We start from the raw sequence: 17,058 nt of genomic DNA, 5'->3' as shown, positions 1-17,058 counted from the left end.
ACTATTACATATAATCAATTGTCAGATATAAAACTTTAAATACTGCGTCATCATTTGGAAAGATGCGTTTATTCTTAGTAACTTTTCTCAATTGGCTATTCAGCGATTCTATCGCATTTGTAGTGTAAATAATCTTACGAATCTCCTTTGGATATTGCAAGAAAATTATCAAATTATCCCAATTATTATACCAAGATTTAGCTATATGCGGATATTGCTTACTCCATTTTTGATCAAATGACTCAAGAGCTAATTCTGCTTCTTTTTCAGTAGCAGAAGTATAGATTAGTTTCAAATCCGCTGCTAATTGCTTTCTATCTTTATATGATACATATTTGAGGCTATTCCTGATCTGATGGACAATACAAATTTGATGTTCAGTTTTCGGATATACTGATGCAATAGCATCAGACATACCAGTTAGATTATCACTACAAGCAATTAAGATATCTTTTACTCCTCGATTCTTCATTTCAGTAAAATTACCAAGCCAAAATTTAGCTCCTTCATTCTGGCTTTGTTGCATAAATAAGCTTTTGAATATACTGCCCCTAACCCCGCAATGCTAGCCTAGCCAACAGGCACAGAGATAGGTTTACCAATTTCAAACATTTTGTTTAATAAGTGGCATTTAATAGACATTTCTTTTGTCATATCTTGATCATGTCTTGATAGAAACTTACTACCAAAAGAAGTTTTAAATCGAAAGAACGTGTTCTCTACACGCTCCCTTCTACCATAATTATTCTTTACCCTCCATGCTTGGTATCCTTTGTTTTGTTGATATATAACAGCTGCATCTCTCTCAGTTTTATCCCTAAGCGATTGAACTTTTACTGAAGAGTTTGGGGGTCTAATAACTGGTTTTATCTTCTTCTTTCTCAACAATTGATATGTAGATTCACCGTCATACCCTCGATCTCCCAGAAAATCCTTGGCTCTGACATTAGCTATTAGTAGTCCAATCTGTGATCTATCATCTATAGTATGCTCTGTGGTACTATCGGCAAGTATCATACCTTGATCTTCTATAACGATATGTAGCTTTTGCCATATGCGACGCTTATATTGCTTACCATGCTTATTTTCTAGCCATTCGTTCCATGTGTAGGCTTGTATCCCTGTACTATCCATTGAAATACAACTAAATTCTTTATCTTGATTTCCATGTAAATACCTAAGATCTAATGACTTCATACGCTTACTTAATGTTGTATAGTCTGGACATCTAATAGATAAACCCGATATTTCAAAGAGCCAGTTTATAAAGCCTTGGGTTTGGCGTAACTTAAGACCGAATAAGCATCTGATCTTCAAACACTGTAATATAGCGTGATCACTATAGCGTCTAGGTCTTCCTCGTTTCATTTCCTCTCTGTAATCAGCATACCAGCCAATCGCCAAATCACTGGCAATCATAAAATCTATGCGACCCCTATTGCGTAAAAAATTATTATATTCTGACCAATTCGTTATTTTATATTTAGAATACTTGCGTGATTTACTAAAAGGGGCTTTCTTCCGAGATCTCATATAATCTGGATTATTTTGAATTCAGGACATCTTACCAGATTATCACCACTCTTGCTCTACAAATCTTATTTATGCAACAAAGCCACGGTATTTAAGTTTGTGGCAAAGAATGGTCGCATTGATTACATAACAACGAACTTGGAAAATCCCACACGTGAGCAAATAGAGAAAATTGTTAAGGCACGTTGGTCTATAGAGGTTTATCATCGAGAATTAAAACAAACTTGTGGTATTGAACGCTGTCAGGCACGCACGGGCCGAGCTCAAAGAAATCATATTTGCCTTGCAGTATTTGCCTGGCTTGATATGAATAAAAGGAGGATAAATGAAAACATTACTTTATATCAACAAACTTGGGAAGTTATAAAAACATCAATTCAAAACAATATCAGATGGCTTTTAACTGATTCGCAACTTTGCTAAGTGCGAAACTCCTGACATAGAAGAGTTGCAAATCGTGACGTTATAGATATTGGCTTTGTAAGCGAGCCTATTATAGTTAACCCAGAAATTCTATTAAATGTTGAAGATAGTAATATTATATAGCTTAATCCATTAAGATACTGACACTAAATTTGTGGGATGCCTTATTATATGACATATTAAACATTACCACCATGTAAGGACCTTAGTGAAATAAGCTATACCTGTAATCACTCCTTTTGCTAATGATGACCAAGAAAAGACCCATTTACTAAATGTTAATTTAACTGCTGCGACAATTGCTGTTACTTTAGGAGCAGAGCATCTAATATTTCCATATGAAATGTCCCAGATATTTAGAGGATTTTAGTATAATATGAAAATACAAAATGCTAATTTGTTAAAATCAATGCTAAATGATAGTAATCATTATTTAGAAGAAGAATTAATCAAAATAGCAAAATGATGCTCCTCGCAGCAGAGCTACGAGGTATCTAAAAAAGTTTTAGTTGTTTCTTATGATATCACGAAGCAGAGCTTCGGGGAATTAAACCCTGAGAGATTAAGGTGATTGAAAGTATAGGTAATAATGTGCATTTTGTTAATAGTAAGATACCAAACTCAATATTATTAACTACTGAAGTTTTGACAAAAAATTTTTATTAAAAAAAGTGGCGAGTGTATCAATCTATAATTTGTATTATATATCAAATAATTTACTTTAAATTGTAGAAATATCGCTTTTAAGCTGATAAAAGCACTAAATATTTAACTTTAACCGCATAGCGAAAATCTAGGGAGCTTGCTCCCTAGATGGATAGCGTTATAATATAAGCGTTGGCATATTATAATTTAGTAGAATGGAATTGAGGCGTAATAGTCATCATGTTTTTAGAATAATGTATCACTGTGTGTGGATACCAAAATCAACTAAACGCAATGGATAAAATTGAAAAAGAAACAAAGCAGTTTAACCTGTTTTGAAACTCGGTCGCTTGCGGCCGAGTTCTTCATAAATTTTTACTTTAGTCAGAAAAATTAGAATTTTTGTCAAAACTTCAGTAACTATGTTTGCAAATAAAAATATAAATTTATATTAAGAATTTTTAAGTTTATGTTTATTATTGAATAAAAAATATAAAAGAGGAAAAGGATATGGCAGGAACATTAGCAACCGATCTTTTATTCGTAGGGCTAACTAGACCACCCATGATATTTGGTGTGAGTATTAAATTTGCAGCATTAAATATGATCATGACTATGATAGTATTTATTTGGAATAACGGCATTATGATTTTATTTATTGCAGCAGGTCTACATTTAATAGCCTATATTATATGCTTTAAAGAGCCACGATTTATAGAGTTGTATATGAATAAAATGTCTAGGACTAGCCAATGTCCTAATAAATTTTATTATGGGGCAAATTCATACGGAATTTGAATTTAATATCATTCCTATTAGGGATTAGCCTATTGTGTGGATTATATGTCATTCCCGCTTAAGGTTTTACCCGCGTGGATCGATTTTTCCTCTGTCATCCCGTGATTTATTCACGGGATCCAGTTAAAAATACTAATAAAATTAGTATTTTTTATTATTTTCTGGATACCGTGGACAAGCCAAGGTATGACTTACCTTAGGGTGCTTTGCAATCCAGGCAGGCAAAGCCTTAAGCGGGAATGACATTATAAGAACCAAAAATCAAAATAGTTAAGTTGAGTTACACAATGAAGTTATTTAGAACTAGAGCAGCTAATGAATTAAGAGCGAAACAAGATAGACCTACTTCGCATTTTATCCCTTATAAATGCCATTGGGATAGTAATACCATTCTAACTAAAGATAATTCGCTTGTACAAGTTATTAAAATAAATGGCTTTTCTTTTGAAACAGCCGATGATGAAGATTTAGATATTAAAAAGAATATAAGGAATGCCTTACTTAAAAACATGGCTTCAGGAAATATTGTTGTATATTTTCATACTATCAGAAGACGTAAAGCAGTAATATTTGACGATACTGAATTTACTTATGATCCTACTGTAAAAGTACCAAATGATTTTATTACGTATCTCGGAGCAGAATGGCGTAAAAAACACGCAGGTGCTAGATCGTTTTTTAATGAATTATATGTCAGTATTTTATACAAACCTGATACTGGTGGTGCAGCTATAGTTGAGTATTTTTTAAAAAAGCTTAGACAAAAATCTAATAAAAATGTTTGGGAAAATGACATGAAAGAGATGAAAGAAAATCTCCAAGAAATGTCAAACAGAATAGTTAATACATTTAGAAGTTATGGGGCTAGGATTCTTGGAGTTCGTAAAACTCCTACAGGTAATTATTGTGAAATGCTAGAATTCCTTTCATCTTTAGTTAATTGCGGCGACTCGCCAGGTCCAGTAGCATTGCCACGTAGTACTATAGATGAATATTTACCAACACATCGCTTGTTTTTTGATTCACGTACTATTGAGGCAAGAAGTTCGATTGGAACTAAATATGCTGGAATAATAAGTATTCTTGAATATGGACCTAATACTTCTGCAGGGATTTTTGATGGATTTTTGCAAATGCCTTTTGAGTTCGTAATGACTCAGAGTTTTATATTTGCTAACAGAACTGTAGTAATTGGTAAAATGCAATTACAGCAAAATAGAATGATACAAGTAGGTGATAAAGCTACTTCACAAATTGCTGAAATATCAACAGCACTGGATATGGCAACTAGTGGTGATATTGGTTTTGGAGAACATCATCTATCACTTTTATGTTCTGCCAATAGTATTAAAGCTTTAGAAGATATATTATCAATGGCATCTGTTGAGCTTTCTAACTCAGGAATTCAGCCTGTTAGAGAAAAAATTAACATGGAGCCTAGCTATTGGGGACAGTTGCCGGGAAATATGGAGTATATAGTTCGTACATCCACCATAAATACCCTTAATATGGCTAGTTTTGCCTCTCAACATAATTACCCTATTGGAAAGGTGAGAGATAACCATTGGGGCGAATATGTCACAGTGCTAGATACAACTTCAGGTACTCCGTTCTATTTTAATTTCCATGTAAGAGATGTTGGGCATACTTTAATCATAGGTCCGACTGGTGCCGGTAAAACTGTTCTTATGAATTTCTTATGTGCTGAAGCACAAAAATTCAAACCACGTATGTTCTTTTTTGATAAAGATCGTGGTGCTGAAATATTTATCAGAGCTTTAAACGGCGTTTATACAGTTATAGATCCAGGTTTAAAATGTAACTTTAACCCATTGCAGCTTGAAGATACTAGTGAAAATAGAACGTTTATTCTAGAGTGGTTAAGGGTGCTTGTAACTTCTAATGGTGAGAGTATAACAGCACAAGATAATAAAATATTATCGCAAGCAGTGAGTGGTAATTTTAGACTAGAAAAAAAAGATAGACGGCTTAGTAATGTAGTAGCGTTTCTTGGAATCGATACACCAGATAGTCTAGCAAGTAGAATTGCGATGTGGGTTGGAAATGGTTCTCACGCTAAAGTATTTGATAATGAAGTAGATGATATTGATTTGCAAAAAGCTAGAGTGTTTGGCTTTGATATGACTGAATTACTTAAAGACCCAATAAGCCTTGCTCCAGTGTTGTTATATATTTTCCATCGCATAAATATTTCTTTAGATGGGCAAAAAACTATGATAGTACTTGATGAGGCTTGGGCTTTAATTGATAATCCAGTATTTGCTCCTAAAATCAAAGATTGGTTAAAAGTGTTGAGAAAACTAAATACTTTTGTTATATTTGCTACTCAAAGCGTAGAAGATGCAGCAAAAAGTAGAATTAGTGATACGTTAATTCAGCAGACGGCTACGCAAATTTTCCTACCTAACCTTAAAGCTACCGATATTTATCGTAGTGCTTTTATGTTAAGTCGGAGAGAATATATTTTGATTAAAACTACCGACCCTACGACGCGTTACTTTTTGGTAAAACAAGGAGTAGACGCAGTAGTTGCTAAAGTGAATTTAGACGGTATGAATAATATAATTAGTGTTTTATCGGGTAGAGTGGAAACTGTTATACTACTCGATCAAATTAGGGAAAAATACGGGAATGATCCGGAAAAATGGTTGCCTATATTCTATGAAGCAGTTAAGACATTGTAGATTTAATGGATTATGGTTACTGGTTGTTGTAAGCCTAAAAAATCGTCTGAGCTACGCGACTGCAAGGAGCGTGGTAATCCAAAAAAATAATAAAAAATGCTATAAGTTAGCATTTTTTACTGGATTGCTTCGTCAAAATTTTCAATTTTTCCTCGCAATGACGTTTATCACACACGAGGCAAGTAGCTAGTCATGAAATTATTTCCTCGTACTTTACTTAAAATTCTAGTGGTCAGTTTTATCCTCAATTTTGGGGTTACAAGCAAGTCATATGCCGATGATACCCTTGATACTATTGTTAATACACTACAGAATTTAACTTGTGAAACACAAGGAGTCGGTGACTTATTACGTACCGAATTTTCTCAAACCTGTATTGTCGCTCCATTTTTTACTTTTGCTATAATGAATCTTGTATCTCCTGTTTTATACATGAATACATTCTTAAAGCTTAGAATAAATGACAATGAATTATTTGGTACACAATTTCCGGGAGGGCAATGTACGCGTGAAAACAGAGCTGACCCAAATGATCTTAAATTAACTTTTGGTTTATGTAGTAATTTAAAACTTGCAGGGGTAAGAGCAAAAGCAGTTGTAGATTCAGCACTTGCTATTGCTAAGGCTGTATTAACCGGCAATGATCCATGGGATGATATAAAGGAAGCTTGGAAAAACAATAAAGCAGATTATTATAATATATATACCCAAAAACCAGAAGATAGTGGTACAATGTGGGATTTAGGGGTGCCGATTTTTTGGAAGGTTGTTCAAGATAATGATCGTATATGCGTTGGGACATATGGTTTTACGGGTGTAGTACCAGTAGGATGTAAATACATAAAAGAGCCATTTCCAAAATCTATGTATAATAGCTTTATGGATGTAAACGATACAGATTTTATTGATGATCCTAATAATAAAGCTGTTGATCCTTTAGCATTGGTTTCTTGTAGTGCAGCAGGTGGGGGATGTTATCAAAAAGCTTATAATGCTTCAAGAACTGCAGTAGTTATGACTTCTCCGCTTATAGAATGCATAAGACAAATGATTGCAAGGCTATTAATCAGTCAAGATGTATGTAGCTTTGATGATGTAAACTCAGTAGTTAATTCAGCTTCAAGGCAGACTAGTGCTTTATTCCAGTTTCAAGTAGGAATGTATAGAATAGTTACGGCTTTCTTAACTTTATATGTTATGCTTTTTGGTGCTAAAATACTTCTTGCAGGTCAAGTTCCTCCAAAAAATGAGTATATAAACTTTATATTAAAAATAATATTTGTAACTTATTTTTCAATAGGATTGAACATAACACCAGGTAGTACTTCCCCTTATGATCGTATGGATGGGATGATTCAATGGGCATTTCCTTTCTTGCTTAATGGTATAAATGGGTTAGCTAGCTGGGTTATGAATGCTGCCCCATCTGGGTTATGTAAATTTAATGGTCCGGATATTTCATATGACAATAGTGTTGCATATATTGCATTATGGGATGCTTTAGATTGTCGGGTAGCCCATTATTTGGGGCTAGATATGTTATCTACACTATTAGTTGAGAATACTTATAAAAGCCATAATTTTGCAAATTTCGACTTTTTTAGCTTTAGTGCTCCTCCATATATTTACTTACTAATACCCGCTATAATATCTGGCAATATGATGCTAGTATCTCTAGCTCTTGCCTATCCGTTGCTTGTGATCTCAGTGGCTGCCTTTATGGTTAATGCCACCGTTATGTGCATGGTATCTATAGTAATACTTGGTATTTTAGCCCCTCTTTTCGTGCCAATGTTTTTATTTGACTATACACGAGGCTATTTTGATAGCTGGGTTAAGCTAATGATTTCATTTTTACTTCAGCCTATGGTAGTAGTTACTTTTATGATTACTATGTTTTCGGTTTATGATTTTGGTTTTTACGGAAAATGCCAATATCAAAGTAAATTGATTCATAATAGTATAGAGGGTGCCTTGCAGGGACAAACTTTTAAAAGGGATGTTTTAGTATTTTTTGTTGATAATGATTGGACAAAATATAGTAAAGAAGATGCAGAGAGTTGTCAAAATAGCTTAGGCTATATGTTAAATAATCCGATTTCAACAGCTTTTAACTTTGCCAAAGACAGTGTAGAACAAATAGTTAGTAGTAAACCAAATCAGACTTGTGATCCAAAGGCAGCCGATGCAGATACTAAATGTAATCCAAAACCTGGAGATAGTAGTACAAGTAGTTTCCTCTCTAAATTCCAGTTTTTATCAGGAGTAATTTTAGGTCCGGGAATGTTCTTTGTTTCTCCTAAATTACTTTTTGAGAAGATTAAAGATATTTTACTTGCTCTAGTTACAGCCTGTTTTACCTTATATTTAATGTATAATTTTAGTAGTCAGCTGGCTAATTTTGCAGCAGATATGACGGAAGGGGTAGCTCTTAGCAGCGTTGCCATAAAACCGCAAGCGATATTTAAAGCCGCAATGGCAGGGCTTGCTGCTGCAGGTGCTGCCACCAAAGGTCTTGACCAATTCGCTACCAAAGGTGGTGGCGGTGGTGATTTACTCAGCACTAAAGGTGGAAGAGCCGGTGATGTAGTAAAAGGTAGCGGTGGTAGTGAAGGAGGTGATTCTTTCACATCAGGTGGTCTTAGAGAACCGTCTAGTATGGCTGCAACTCCATCTTCTGCACTAAGTTCTGTCGGTAAAAGTGTAGGCGGCACATCAACACCAAGTAGTGCTTCTGAAGAGATGCTTGATACTAGCTTTAGCAATAGAAAATCTATAGAAGAACCTGTGTCTCAACCAACGACAGTTTCAACGCAAATTGATACTGCTATTAAAACTGAGCCACCGAAAGTAAGTGCAACAGAAGTTGTAAGAAATACTGCAGAAGATAAGCTTGAAGATTTGTCAAGTAAGCTTAATGTTACAACAGAAATTAAAGAAGCTGTGCCTGAATCTCAGAAAGAAGAACCAAAAGAGCCAAGAGTGAAACATACTACTGAGGTAGAACCGGAACTTAATTTAGATGAAAATCTTGGAGTTACACGTACTATCAGAGGGCTTGATAAGGACAGAAAATTTACCGAACAAGAAAGTCATGAATTAAAGATAGGTGAAGCAGGATACGGAAAGCAAGAGATGAGAAATGCTCAAATTCGTGATAGAAGAGCAGCATTTGAGAAAGAAACAGAAGAATTATACCGTAGTGGGGGTGGTAGAGCAAAAGATAAAGCGACCGAGCGAAATGATGGAACGATTGAAAATAGAAGCAAGAAAATAGATAGCGGTTCCGATGAAAATCCATAATATTATAAAAATTATTATTGTCGTTTGTTTGGAAGGTTTTGCTTTAACTAGTTTTGCCGGCTTTGGAGATTCTTGTGCCTCGTTGCCAACTACTACAGATGGGTATTTAGAATCTGATACGGCATATGGTTACATAATTCGTAGTATTGATATGAAAGCACCCGGAGGAAATTGTGATGCAAACAAGCCGGGTATAACTTTTTGCTTTAAGAATAAAGATGGTAGTAGTGACCCTTGTACTATGTATACTTTAAATCAAGGTGATTCTAAAAAAATTAGCGATTTAAGCAAGGATAATAATCCTGATCTTGGTGCAAATCCTATATTAAAAAATATAGTCCTAACAGTACAAACATGGCAAAATGATATCTGTTTGCTTATGCCAACGTCAAGAGGACCAATGCCGGTGGCATGTAAAGCATTAAGTAATTCCCCTGCTCCTGCTCCTGTTGATCCTAGCTGTAGTAATATAGGACAAAGTTGCTATACTGGAGCAAATTATAGTCAATCATTAATTAATTTTTCCGGTCTTGCTGTCCAGTGTTTAAAAGAAACTCTTGATAAAATATTTTTTGTAGGAAATAGTTGCGGTTCACAAAGTCAAAGTTCTGAAATAACTAATCTTACTGCTTTCCCTACCTTTCAAGGATATTTAAAAAATGCTATTGGTGCTGCTCTGATTCTGTACGTAATGTTTTTTGCATTTAATATGGTGCTTAATAAAGAATATGGTAACCCAGATAAAATAGCCCTTTTTGTAATAAAACTTTTATTTGTTACTTATTTTTCTATAGGGCTTGGTCCTCTGAATTTTAATAGCAGTCAGCCAACTCAAGAGAATGGTATGTTAAAATACGGGTTGCCTCTCTTAACGGGAATAGCACCGGAATTTGCACAAATTATTTTTAATGCTGCGGGTTCAAAAGGATTATGTGTATTTGATACTTCAAAATACCAAAGTGGATATCAATTTTATGCTTTATGGGATTCTATAGATTGCCGTATAGGTTATTATCTTGGTTTAGATTTGCTTTATAATATAGATAAAAATGGCGTATTGAGCAGTTTTGCAAGAGGTGATGGTGGTAATAGTAGCGGCAGTATACCTATACCAAATCTCGGAACTCCTGATAAAAACAGTCCAAATGCTTTAACTTCAGTAGGGTCTTTAAGGTTTTTTACTGTTATGTTTGGTTTCTTTATGGCAGGAAACGTCATTATTCTTATAAGTGGTTTAGTATTTGCGGTAATATTCCTTTCTATACTTTTATATTTTATCACACATTATTTAGTTTGTATGATTACTATTTATGTGATGACATATGTGTCGCCAATATTTATTCCTATGATGTTATTTAATCGTACAAAGGGTTATTGCGATGGATGGTTGAAAGTATCATTGTCATGTGCATTACAACCAGCTGTAGTAGCAGGCTTTATAGCTTTATTAATTACTATGTATGATTCAGCAATATTTAAAAATTGTGAGTTCTTAAGGTATGATTACGAAAAAAATAATGTAAAATTTAGTACTTTTGAACTAAGGTTGCCAGCTAGTAGTGCAGAGGTGTGTCAAGAAAGCTTTGGATATAAAATGCTAAATTATTATGCTGGTAAAGGTTGGGAAGAACATTTAGTCATACTTTTCCCTATAAAATCAATTGCTAAAGATGTTGTGTCTATTCTTGCTGAGCTGTTGTGCGTTTTGGTATTTTCGGTAATTTTCTATTATTTCTCTAAATCGATAAGTCAATTTGCTGCTGATTTAACTAATGGTCCAAAAATGGATGCGGTAACAGCAAGCCCAACTAAAATCGTTGATTTGGTAAAGCAAGGGGCAGCTTTTATTAAAGATGCCGCACAAGCAACGCAAGGTAAACCTCCGGGTGGTGGTGATATGCCAGGCGATGGAGGAAGTAAACGTTCAGAAGGACCAAAAGGTGATGATTCATTTATCTCAAGCGGAGGAAATAGCAGCGGAGATTCACTATCATCGAGTGGAGGTAAATAAGGTAATATGCAAAGTAGCTTAATAAAAATTTTAGGTGTGCTTGCTATAGTAGCAACCCTTGTTTGCTTCGTTTTTGCGGCCCTTGGAATGATAGGAGCAGTAAGCGTTGGTAATGGTTGTTATATGAGGTATGCTCCAGGCGGTAAAGGAGGATCAGATTCTATAACTAGTACAATTACTCTTAACGCTAATGCTAATTATGTTAATACCTCTACAATGTTACCAGATGGTACTATGCAGCTTACTCCTGATCGTGCTCATTATGGTGAGTGGTTAAATACCCAAGTAGAAGTAAAAGATAAGCAAGCAGTATCATTACAAGTAGTTGGTCAGATTAGTTTATGTCTTGCTTATGTGCCGAAAGATAATTTGCAATTTACTGAAAGTACAAGACCAGGTAAGTCTAATTTAGACGATAATGGCAAGATGATTCCTATTCCTCGTGTTACAGATGTTAATAAACCGCCGCTTTCCTTGATAATGGATGCAAAAAATAATGAGTGGCGTAATATTACTGAAATGTATGCTAATGATAGAATATTAGTTTCAGTGACGCCTAATTATTCTCCTGGGGCAGGTGGGACAGTAGGGGCTATGGATGCCTTTAAAGGTACTAACGTTACGGCTGATTGTTCACAAGGTAAAACTGCTTATGATCCGATTTGTGGAAGATACTCTATTTACTCAGGACCATATGTCAATGCTTGTGAATTAAAGCAAAATTATTGGCAATATAATAAAAAGCGAAAATGTCCAAATGGTTGCGTTTGGGGAACGGTAGATTGGTGTGCCATTGGTCCCTCAGTTTGGTGTACTTATTATTATGTATGCGATTCCTTATCGGCTTGGATAAATAATTATGGAACAATGCCGGAACCTTATAAAGATGATGGCACTTTTACTTTTAGTTGGGCAAGTAATTCTGGGGGTATATTTATTGATTATGCTAATCTTCAATGTTCTAATAATATTAATATTCCGCCAAACGGTAAATGTCCTGATAGTGTAGATGATCGTAGTCCTAAAGATAAAGATTATATAGGCGGAGCTGGGTGTACTTTAGGTATATGTAATGGAGGGAAATTTCAATCACAACGAAGATTTTGGTATACGTCAGATGGTAATGGTGGTAAGGGTCCAACAGGCTTAATATGGCAAATAAGTAATACAAGTAACGTAGATTCAACCCTACCTTCCACCCTACAATTTGCTCAATTTGTAACAGCTTCAGATCAACCTACCGAATATGGTAATGAATATAAAGTAATATATAATATACCATTTAATAGTAATACTGATAAAGGCTATTTACAGTATAGGCTCTGGTGTCCTACTTCTCAGGATGCAAGTAAAAATACTGGTGGTTATGTTATGAACATCAAACAAACTAAATGCTATAGAGAAAATGGCAATAGTTTAACTGATGTTTTTAATAATCGTGGTCAGGTACAATATTTAGTAGTACCAAGTGCAGAAAATCCAAATACTAGCGGTAAGAATTATTCGCCTGAAGCTGCGATAGTAGATAGTAAGGGTAAAGCTAGTTTTAGTGCAGCTGGTGAAGGGTATATATGGATGAGAGTGCTAAACGATCCGAGTGATTATAAAGATAGTGAGGGTAGTTATAAAGTACATTTTTCAACTTCTCAGCAAGTAGGAAACTTTACCCTTAAAGTAATGAATCCTCTACTTCAGCTATTTAAAGGTAAAGTTAAAGGGGCTGCTGAGTCTATTTTCCGAAATATAGTATGTTATGGAGGAGATACGTCTTCTTGTACTAACTTTTTTAATTATATTAAAGCACTTCTAATTCTTTACGTTATGGTTTACGGGGCAATGTTTTTACTGGGCTTTGCAAAAATAAACCAAAAAGATTTAGTAGTTAGAATAGTAAAAATAGGTATTGTTAGTGGACTTATGAATGGCAATACGTTTGAGTTTTTTAATAATTATCTATTTGATACTATTGCTAACTTTTCCGATGAAATTATTTCTAATATGAGCGGATATAGCTTATTTACTTCCACTAATACGGTTTCAAATCCGTTCATGTTTTTAGATGCAGTAATGAGTAGGATATTGTTTAGCCAAACATTTATGGCACAATTACTTGCATTATTATCTTTAGGTCTTAGCGGTATTATATATTTTATAATTACTGTTATTGCAGTAATGATTGTAATTATAACGGCATTTAGAGCAGCTGCCGTTTATATTATGGCATTTATGGCGACTTGTATATTAATTGGTATAGCACCTATATTTATTAGCTTCTTATTATTTGATTTTACTAGGTATTTATTTGATAATTGGGTTAGATTTACAATTAGATATATGATTGAGCCGGTTGTTTTAATGGCGGGTATTATCGTGCTGACTCAATTATTTACGATATATTTAGATTTTGTTTTAGGTTATAGCGTTTGTTGGAAATGTGCACTACCTATAAAAATTCCATTTATCGGTACTATTTTACCGATTGCATTACTTAATGTACCAATCTTTTGTATAAACTGGTTTGCACCTTGGGGCATGGATTATATGTCGGGTATGATGGGTGTGAATATGCAAAATATAGTTGCATTAGTTATTATAGCTTATGGTATGTATGGTTATGTTGAGTTTTCCGGTAATATGGTGGCAAGACTGACAAGTGCGGCTGGTCCTTCAGCTACTAGTATGGGTGGAGCAATGTCAGGTGCTGCAGAGCAGGGAGCATTGAGCCAAGTAGGTATGGATGAAAAAACAAGAAAAGGTATTACTGGTAGAGCAAAAGAACGATTAAAGCAACGTAATGAAACTTTAAAGCAAGCTGAGAAAACTAGAAAAAATGCACCAAAAGAAGAGCCGCCTAAAGCGGAAATACCAAAATAAAAAATTATGAAAATTATTAAAAGTTTAATTTTATTAGTTTTATTTATGGCGTCGCCTGCCAAAGGTGATGACTTTGCTTGGATGTCAAGTGGGCTTAGCGGTCTTAAAAGCATTTTTGGTTGTTTAGAAGTACCTACATTTACAAGTTTCCAAGAGGGTAAAATAGGTATTAGTTTATCGACTGCTGGAGATTGGCAATCAACTGGTAGTGTAGTTGACAAAGGTAAGCTGCTTAAGATTAAATGGTCTACTGCAGGTCTTACCCCAGAGCCTCGAAAATATCTAGTATTATATAGAATTGACCCAAGGTTTAGTGTTCCGCAAGTCTTTATAAAAACTTATAATTACAAAAACTCACAGTTTGAAGTTGCAGGATTCCCAGGTTTTAGTACAGCAAATAATGGTGTTATACCTCCTGATAAAAACCTTGATGCATTATTATTTACTAAGATGAATAATTATGTTAACTACTTTAATGATGCTAATGGTAATCCAAGAATTCAAGTTAATGCCGGTGATATAGTAAATATTAGTCTAGCTGATAAAGATGATTTTTTTAATCCAAGTACATCAAAAACTCCAAGCACCTTAAATAATATACTAGCTAAAGAACTCGATAGTTCTGTATTTGCCGCTGCTGCTCTTTATACTGAAAGCAATCTTGGTAATTTTGAAAATAGGATAGTTTACTCAAGTGCAGAGCAAGTTTGTAATATTATAGATGCCCAAAGAGCAACGTTATGTACTGGTACAGGTTCGGCCACAAAATATACTAATGTTAGTAATGGTGCATTAGTTGGTAAGCCAATGGCTGTAACTACATTACAAAATTTTATGAGCATGATTAACTCTTGCCCTGCTAATTCTAATTTACATGTTAACCCTTCTTGTTATTATGATCAAGGTAGAGGAATGGTTATTAAAATAGGTGGACAAGTTATTAAAAATCGTGATCAAAGCTTTGTTAATAATGATAATACACAGAATGGTTTTATGTATTATCAAGCAACTAGTGGTGGTGCTATGGATTTTAGTAGTGATTGGCAGCCTACCGGTATGTTTAATAATTCTTTTTCAATGAGTGATTGGAGTAGAAATTTTTCTAATTATACTGATTTTGCAACTTATATAACTAATGGGAATTGGGCAACTAATTTTTTATATTTTGGTCGTTATGCAATGATTGTTGAGATAGGTAATGGTACAAACACCATTAGCCCAGGTGATCAACAAAATATAACTTTAGAGTATTTAATAACAGCTGATGGTACATTACCTAGTTCATCTATTTCCGGCACTACAGTCGGTTATGATTTTTCAGGTGATGCACCACAAGATGGATATTTATGGTTAAGAGTAAAAAATCCTAATAGTAATATACAGGGAACAATTAGTGTAGATTATGCTAATTATACTGGTACAACTTGGTTTTCAAATATAGTTTATAATGGTGCAATTAAACCTATTATAGATCAATTTAGAACTTATAGCGAGGATTTTTATTTTAAATTAGTTGCAAATTCTGCAATACAAAATATAGCTAAAACCGCATTAACGCTTTACGTTACTATATTTGGTTTAATGTTTGTTTTGGGGGCTTTGAAATTAACTGCTGTAGAAGTAGTAACTCGTATATTTAAAATAACTATAGTAGCTATTTTACTTAGACCTGAAAGCTGGAGTTTCTTTAATAACAATTTCTTTAGTGCATTTATTAATGGTATAGATTTCTTTGCAACGAATGTTGTAGGTGCTACAAGCTCTAAATCCAATATTTTTGGTTTTATTGATCCTATATTTGATAAATATACTAATGGTAGGATTTGGGGATTACTTTTTATTCAGCTATTGCAAATACATAATGGTTTAGCATTTATTGCTATTATAACCATTTACTCACTTATTACTTATTTTAGAGCAGTACTTGAAGTAATTATAGGTTATGTTATAGCCTTTATAGGCTTGACAGTTATGATTTCATTAGCACCGTTTTTTATAATATTGATGTTGTTTGAAAAAACAAAAACTATGTTTGACAACTGGATATCAATTTTGTTTAGCTATGTAGTGCAGCCAACGATATTATTAATTTTCCTTTTATTAATAGATCAAATTTTATCAGAACAGCTGTTAAAGGTAATTGTCAGAGCTTGCTGGGATACGCTCATACCGATTAAAATAGGACTCGACTTGTCAAATCTTGGTATTCCGTTAAATTTCTCTTTCACTTTACCATTTTTACCAGGAATACCTTTTTTTGTTCCACAAGTTCCAGATATTACTAGTTCTAATATTTTAACAAATGACACTAATACATTTTTAGTATTATTGACTACAGCTTTATTATTTTATTCATATTGTCTAATGTCATATGGTTTAGTAAGTTTTGTAACCATAGTTGTTGGGATGTTAACGCAGGTTACTCCTGCACGAATAGAAGGTAATTATCAAGCTCCTTCTAATCCTACAGAATCTATTATGAAAGATATAGGTTCAGTAGCAGCCCCGATTAAAAAAGCTGCCCTTGCTCCAGCACGTGTTTTTAAAGATAAGGTAATTGATCAGAATTATGAAGCTAGAAAGCCGCAAGGTGGTGGGGAGCATACAGGTAAGTTTTTTCAAAATCGTAAGGATGTGAAACCTGAGCAGACGGAAAGGAACGATTAGTGTCATTGCGAGGAGCCGTAGGCGACGTGGCAATCTTATGAAACATTTAAGAATCCTAAGATTGCTTCGTCAAAACTTTTAATCTCTCAGGGTTTAATT

General features: G+C 34.2%; 7 protein-coding genes and 3 pseudogenes. 8 read left to right on the top strand and 2 right to left on the bottom strand.

Going from position 1 to position 17,058, the window contains the following annotated elements; translation table 11 throughout:
* Positions 1-13: 13 nt before the first annotated feature.
* Positions 14-517: pseudogene (locus tag AAHI98_RS15100) on the bottom strand (IS256 family transposase); the annotation flags it as partial.
* Positions 518-570: 53 nt separating this feature from the next.
* Positions 571-1,533: an IS5 family transposase gene (locus AAHI98_RS15095; protein ID WP_342226357.1), complete on the bottom strand. Its 963-nt coding sequence runs from the start codon at positions 1,531-1,533 to the stop codon at positions 571-573.
* Positions 1,534-1,617: 84 nt separating this feature from the next.
* On the opposite strand from AAHI98_RS15095, the pseudogene AAHI98_RS15090 reads away from it, so the two are divergent.
* The 8 genes and pseudogenes from AAHI98_RS15090 to AAHI98_RS15045 form a co-directional block, all read left to right on the top strand.
* A pseudogene (locus AAHI98_RS15090) lies at positions 1,618-1,956 on the top strand (transposase); the annotation flags it as partial.
* A 220-nt stretch (positions 1,957-2,176) separates the two neighbouring features.
* Positions 2,177-2,422, top strand: a pseudogene (locus tag AAHI98_RS15080) (acetylglutamate kinase); the annotation flags it as partial.
* 689 nt (positions 2,423-3,111) lie between these two features.
* Positions 3,112-3,399: a type IV secretion system protein VirB3 gene (locus AAHI98_RS15075; RefSeq protein WP_011477926.1), complete on the top strand. Its 288-nt coding sequence runs from the start codon at positions 3,112-3,114 to the stop codon at positions 3,397-3,399.
* 287 nt (positions 3,400-3,686) lie between these two features.
* On the top strand, positions 3,687-6,104 hold the full coding sequence (locus AAHI98_RS15065; protein WP_342226354.1) for a VirB4 family type IV secretion/conjugal transfer ATPase: 2,418 nt from the start codon (positions 3,687-3,689) through the stop codon (positions 6,102-6,104).
* 192 nt (positions 6,105-6,296) lie between these two features.
* The gene (locus AAHI98_RS15060) at positions 6,297-9,407 is read left to right on the top strand and encodes a TrbL/VirB6 family protein (protein ID WP_342226353.1); all 3,111 of its coding nucleotides are present in this window, start codon (positions 6,297-6,299) and stop codon (positions 9,405-9,407) included.
* Positions 9,394-11,418, top strand: coding sequence for a TrbL/VirB6 family protein (locus AAHI98_RS15055; RefSeq protein WP_342226352.1), 2,025 nt, complete (start codon positions 9,394-9,396; stop codon positions 11,416-11,418). Before AAHI98_RS15060 ends, AAHI98_RS15055 begins: the two co-directional genes overlap by 14 nt.
* 6 nt (positions 11,419-11,424) lie before the next feature.
* Positions 11,425-14,292, top strand: coding sequence for a TrbL/VirB6 family protein (locus AAHI98_RS15050; protein WP_342226351.1), 2,868 nt, complete (start codon positions 11,425-11,427; stop codon positions 14,290-14,292).
* Between the two features lie 6 nt (positions 14,293-14,298).
* Entirely contained in the window at positions 14,299-16,959 is a 2,661-nt protein-coding gene (locus AAHI98_RS15045) for a TrbL/VirB6 family protein (protein WP_342226350.1), read from the top strand.
* Positions 16,960-17,058: the final 99 nt, after the last annotated feature.

Source organism: Rickettsia endosymbiont of Urophora cardui (genome assembly GCF_964030725.1).
Classification (GTDB): domain Bacteria; phylum Pseudomonadota; class Alphaproteobacteria; order Rickettsiales; family Rickettsiaceae; genus Rickettsia.
This window is presented reverse-complemented; position numbering and strand designations above follow the sequence as displayed.

Coding starts and splice junctions, on each gene's coding strand:
- AAHI98_RS15095 (WP_342226357.1), bottom strand. CDS start 1,533: ATGAGATCTCGGAAGAAAGCCCCTTTTAGTAAATCACGCAAGTATTCT.
- AAHI98_RS15075 (WP_011477926.1), top strand. CDS start 3,112: ATGGCAGGAACATTAGCAACCGATCTTTTATTCGTAGGGCTAACTAGA.
- AAHI98_RS15065 (WP_342226354.1), top strand. CDS start 3,687: ATGAAGTTATTTAGAACTAGAGCAGCTAATGAATTAAGAGCGAAACAA.
- AAHI98_RS15060 (WP_342226353.1), top strand. CDS start 6,297: ATGAAATTATTTCCTCGTACTTTACTTAAAATTCTAGTGGTCAGTTTT.
- AAHI98_RS15055 (WP_342226352.1), top strand. CDS start 9,394: ATGAAAATCCATAATATTATAAAAATTATTATTGTCGTTTGTTTGGAA.
- AAHI98_RS15050 (WP_342226351.1), top strand. CDS start 11,425: ATGCAAAGTAGCTTAATAAAAATTTTAGGTGTGCTTGCTATAGTAGCA.
- AAHI98_RS15045 (WP_342226350.1), top strand. CDS start 14,299: ATGAAAATTATTAAAAGTTTAATTTTATTAGTTTTATTTATGGCGTCG.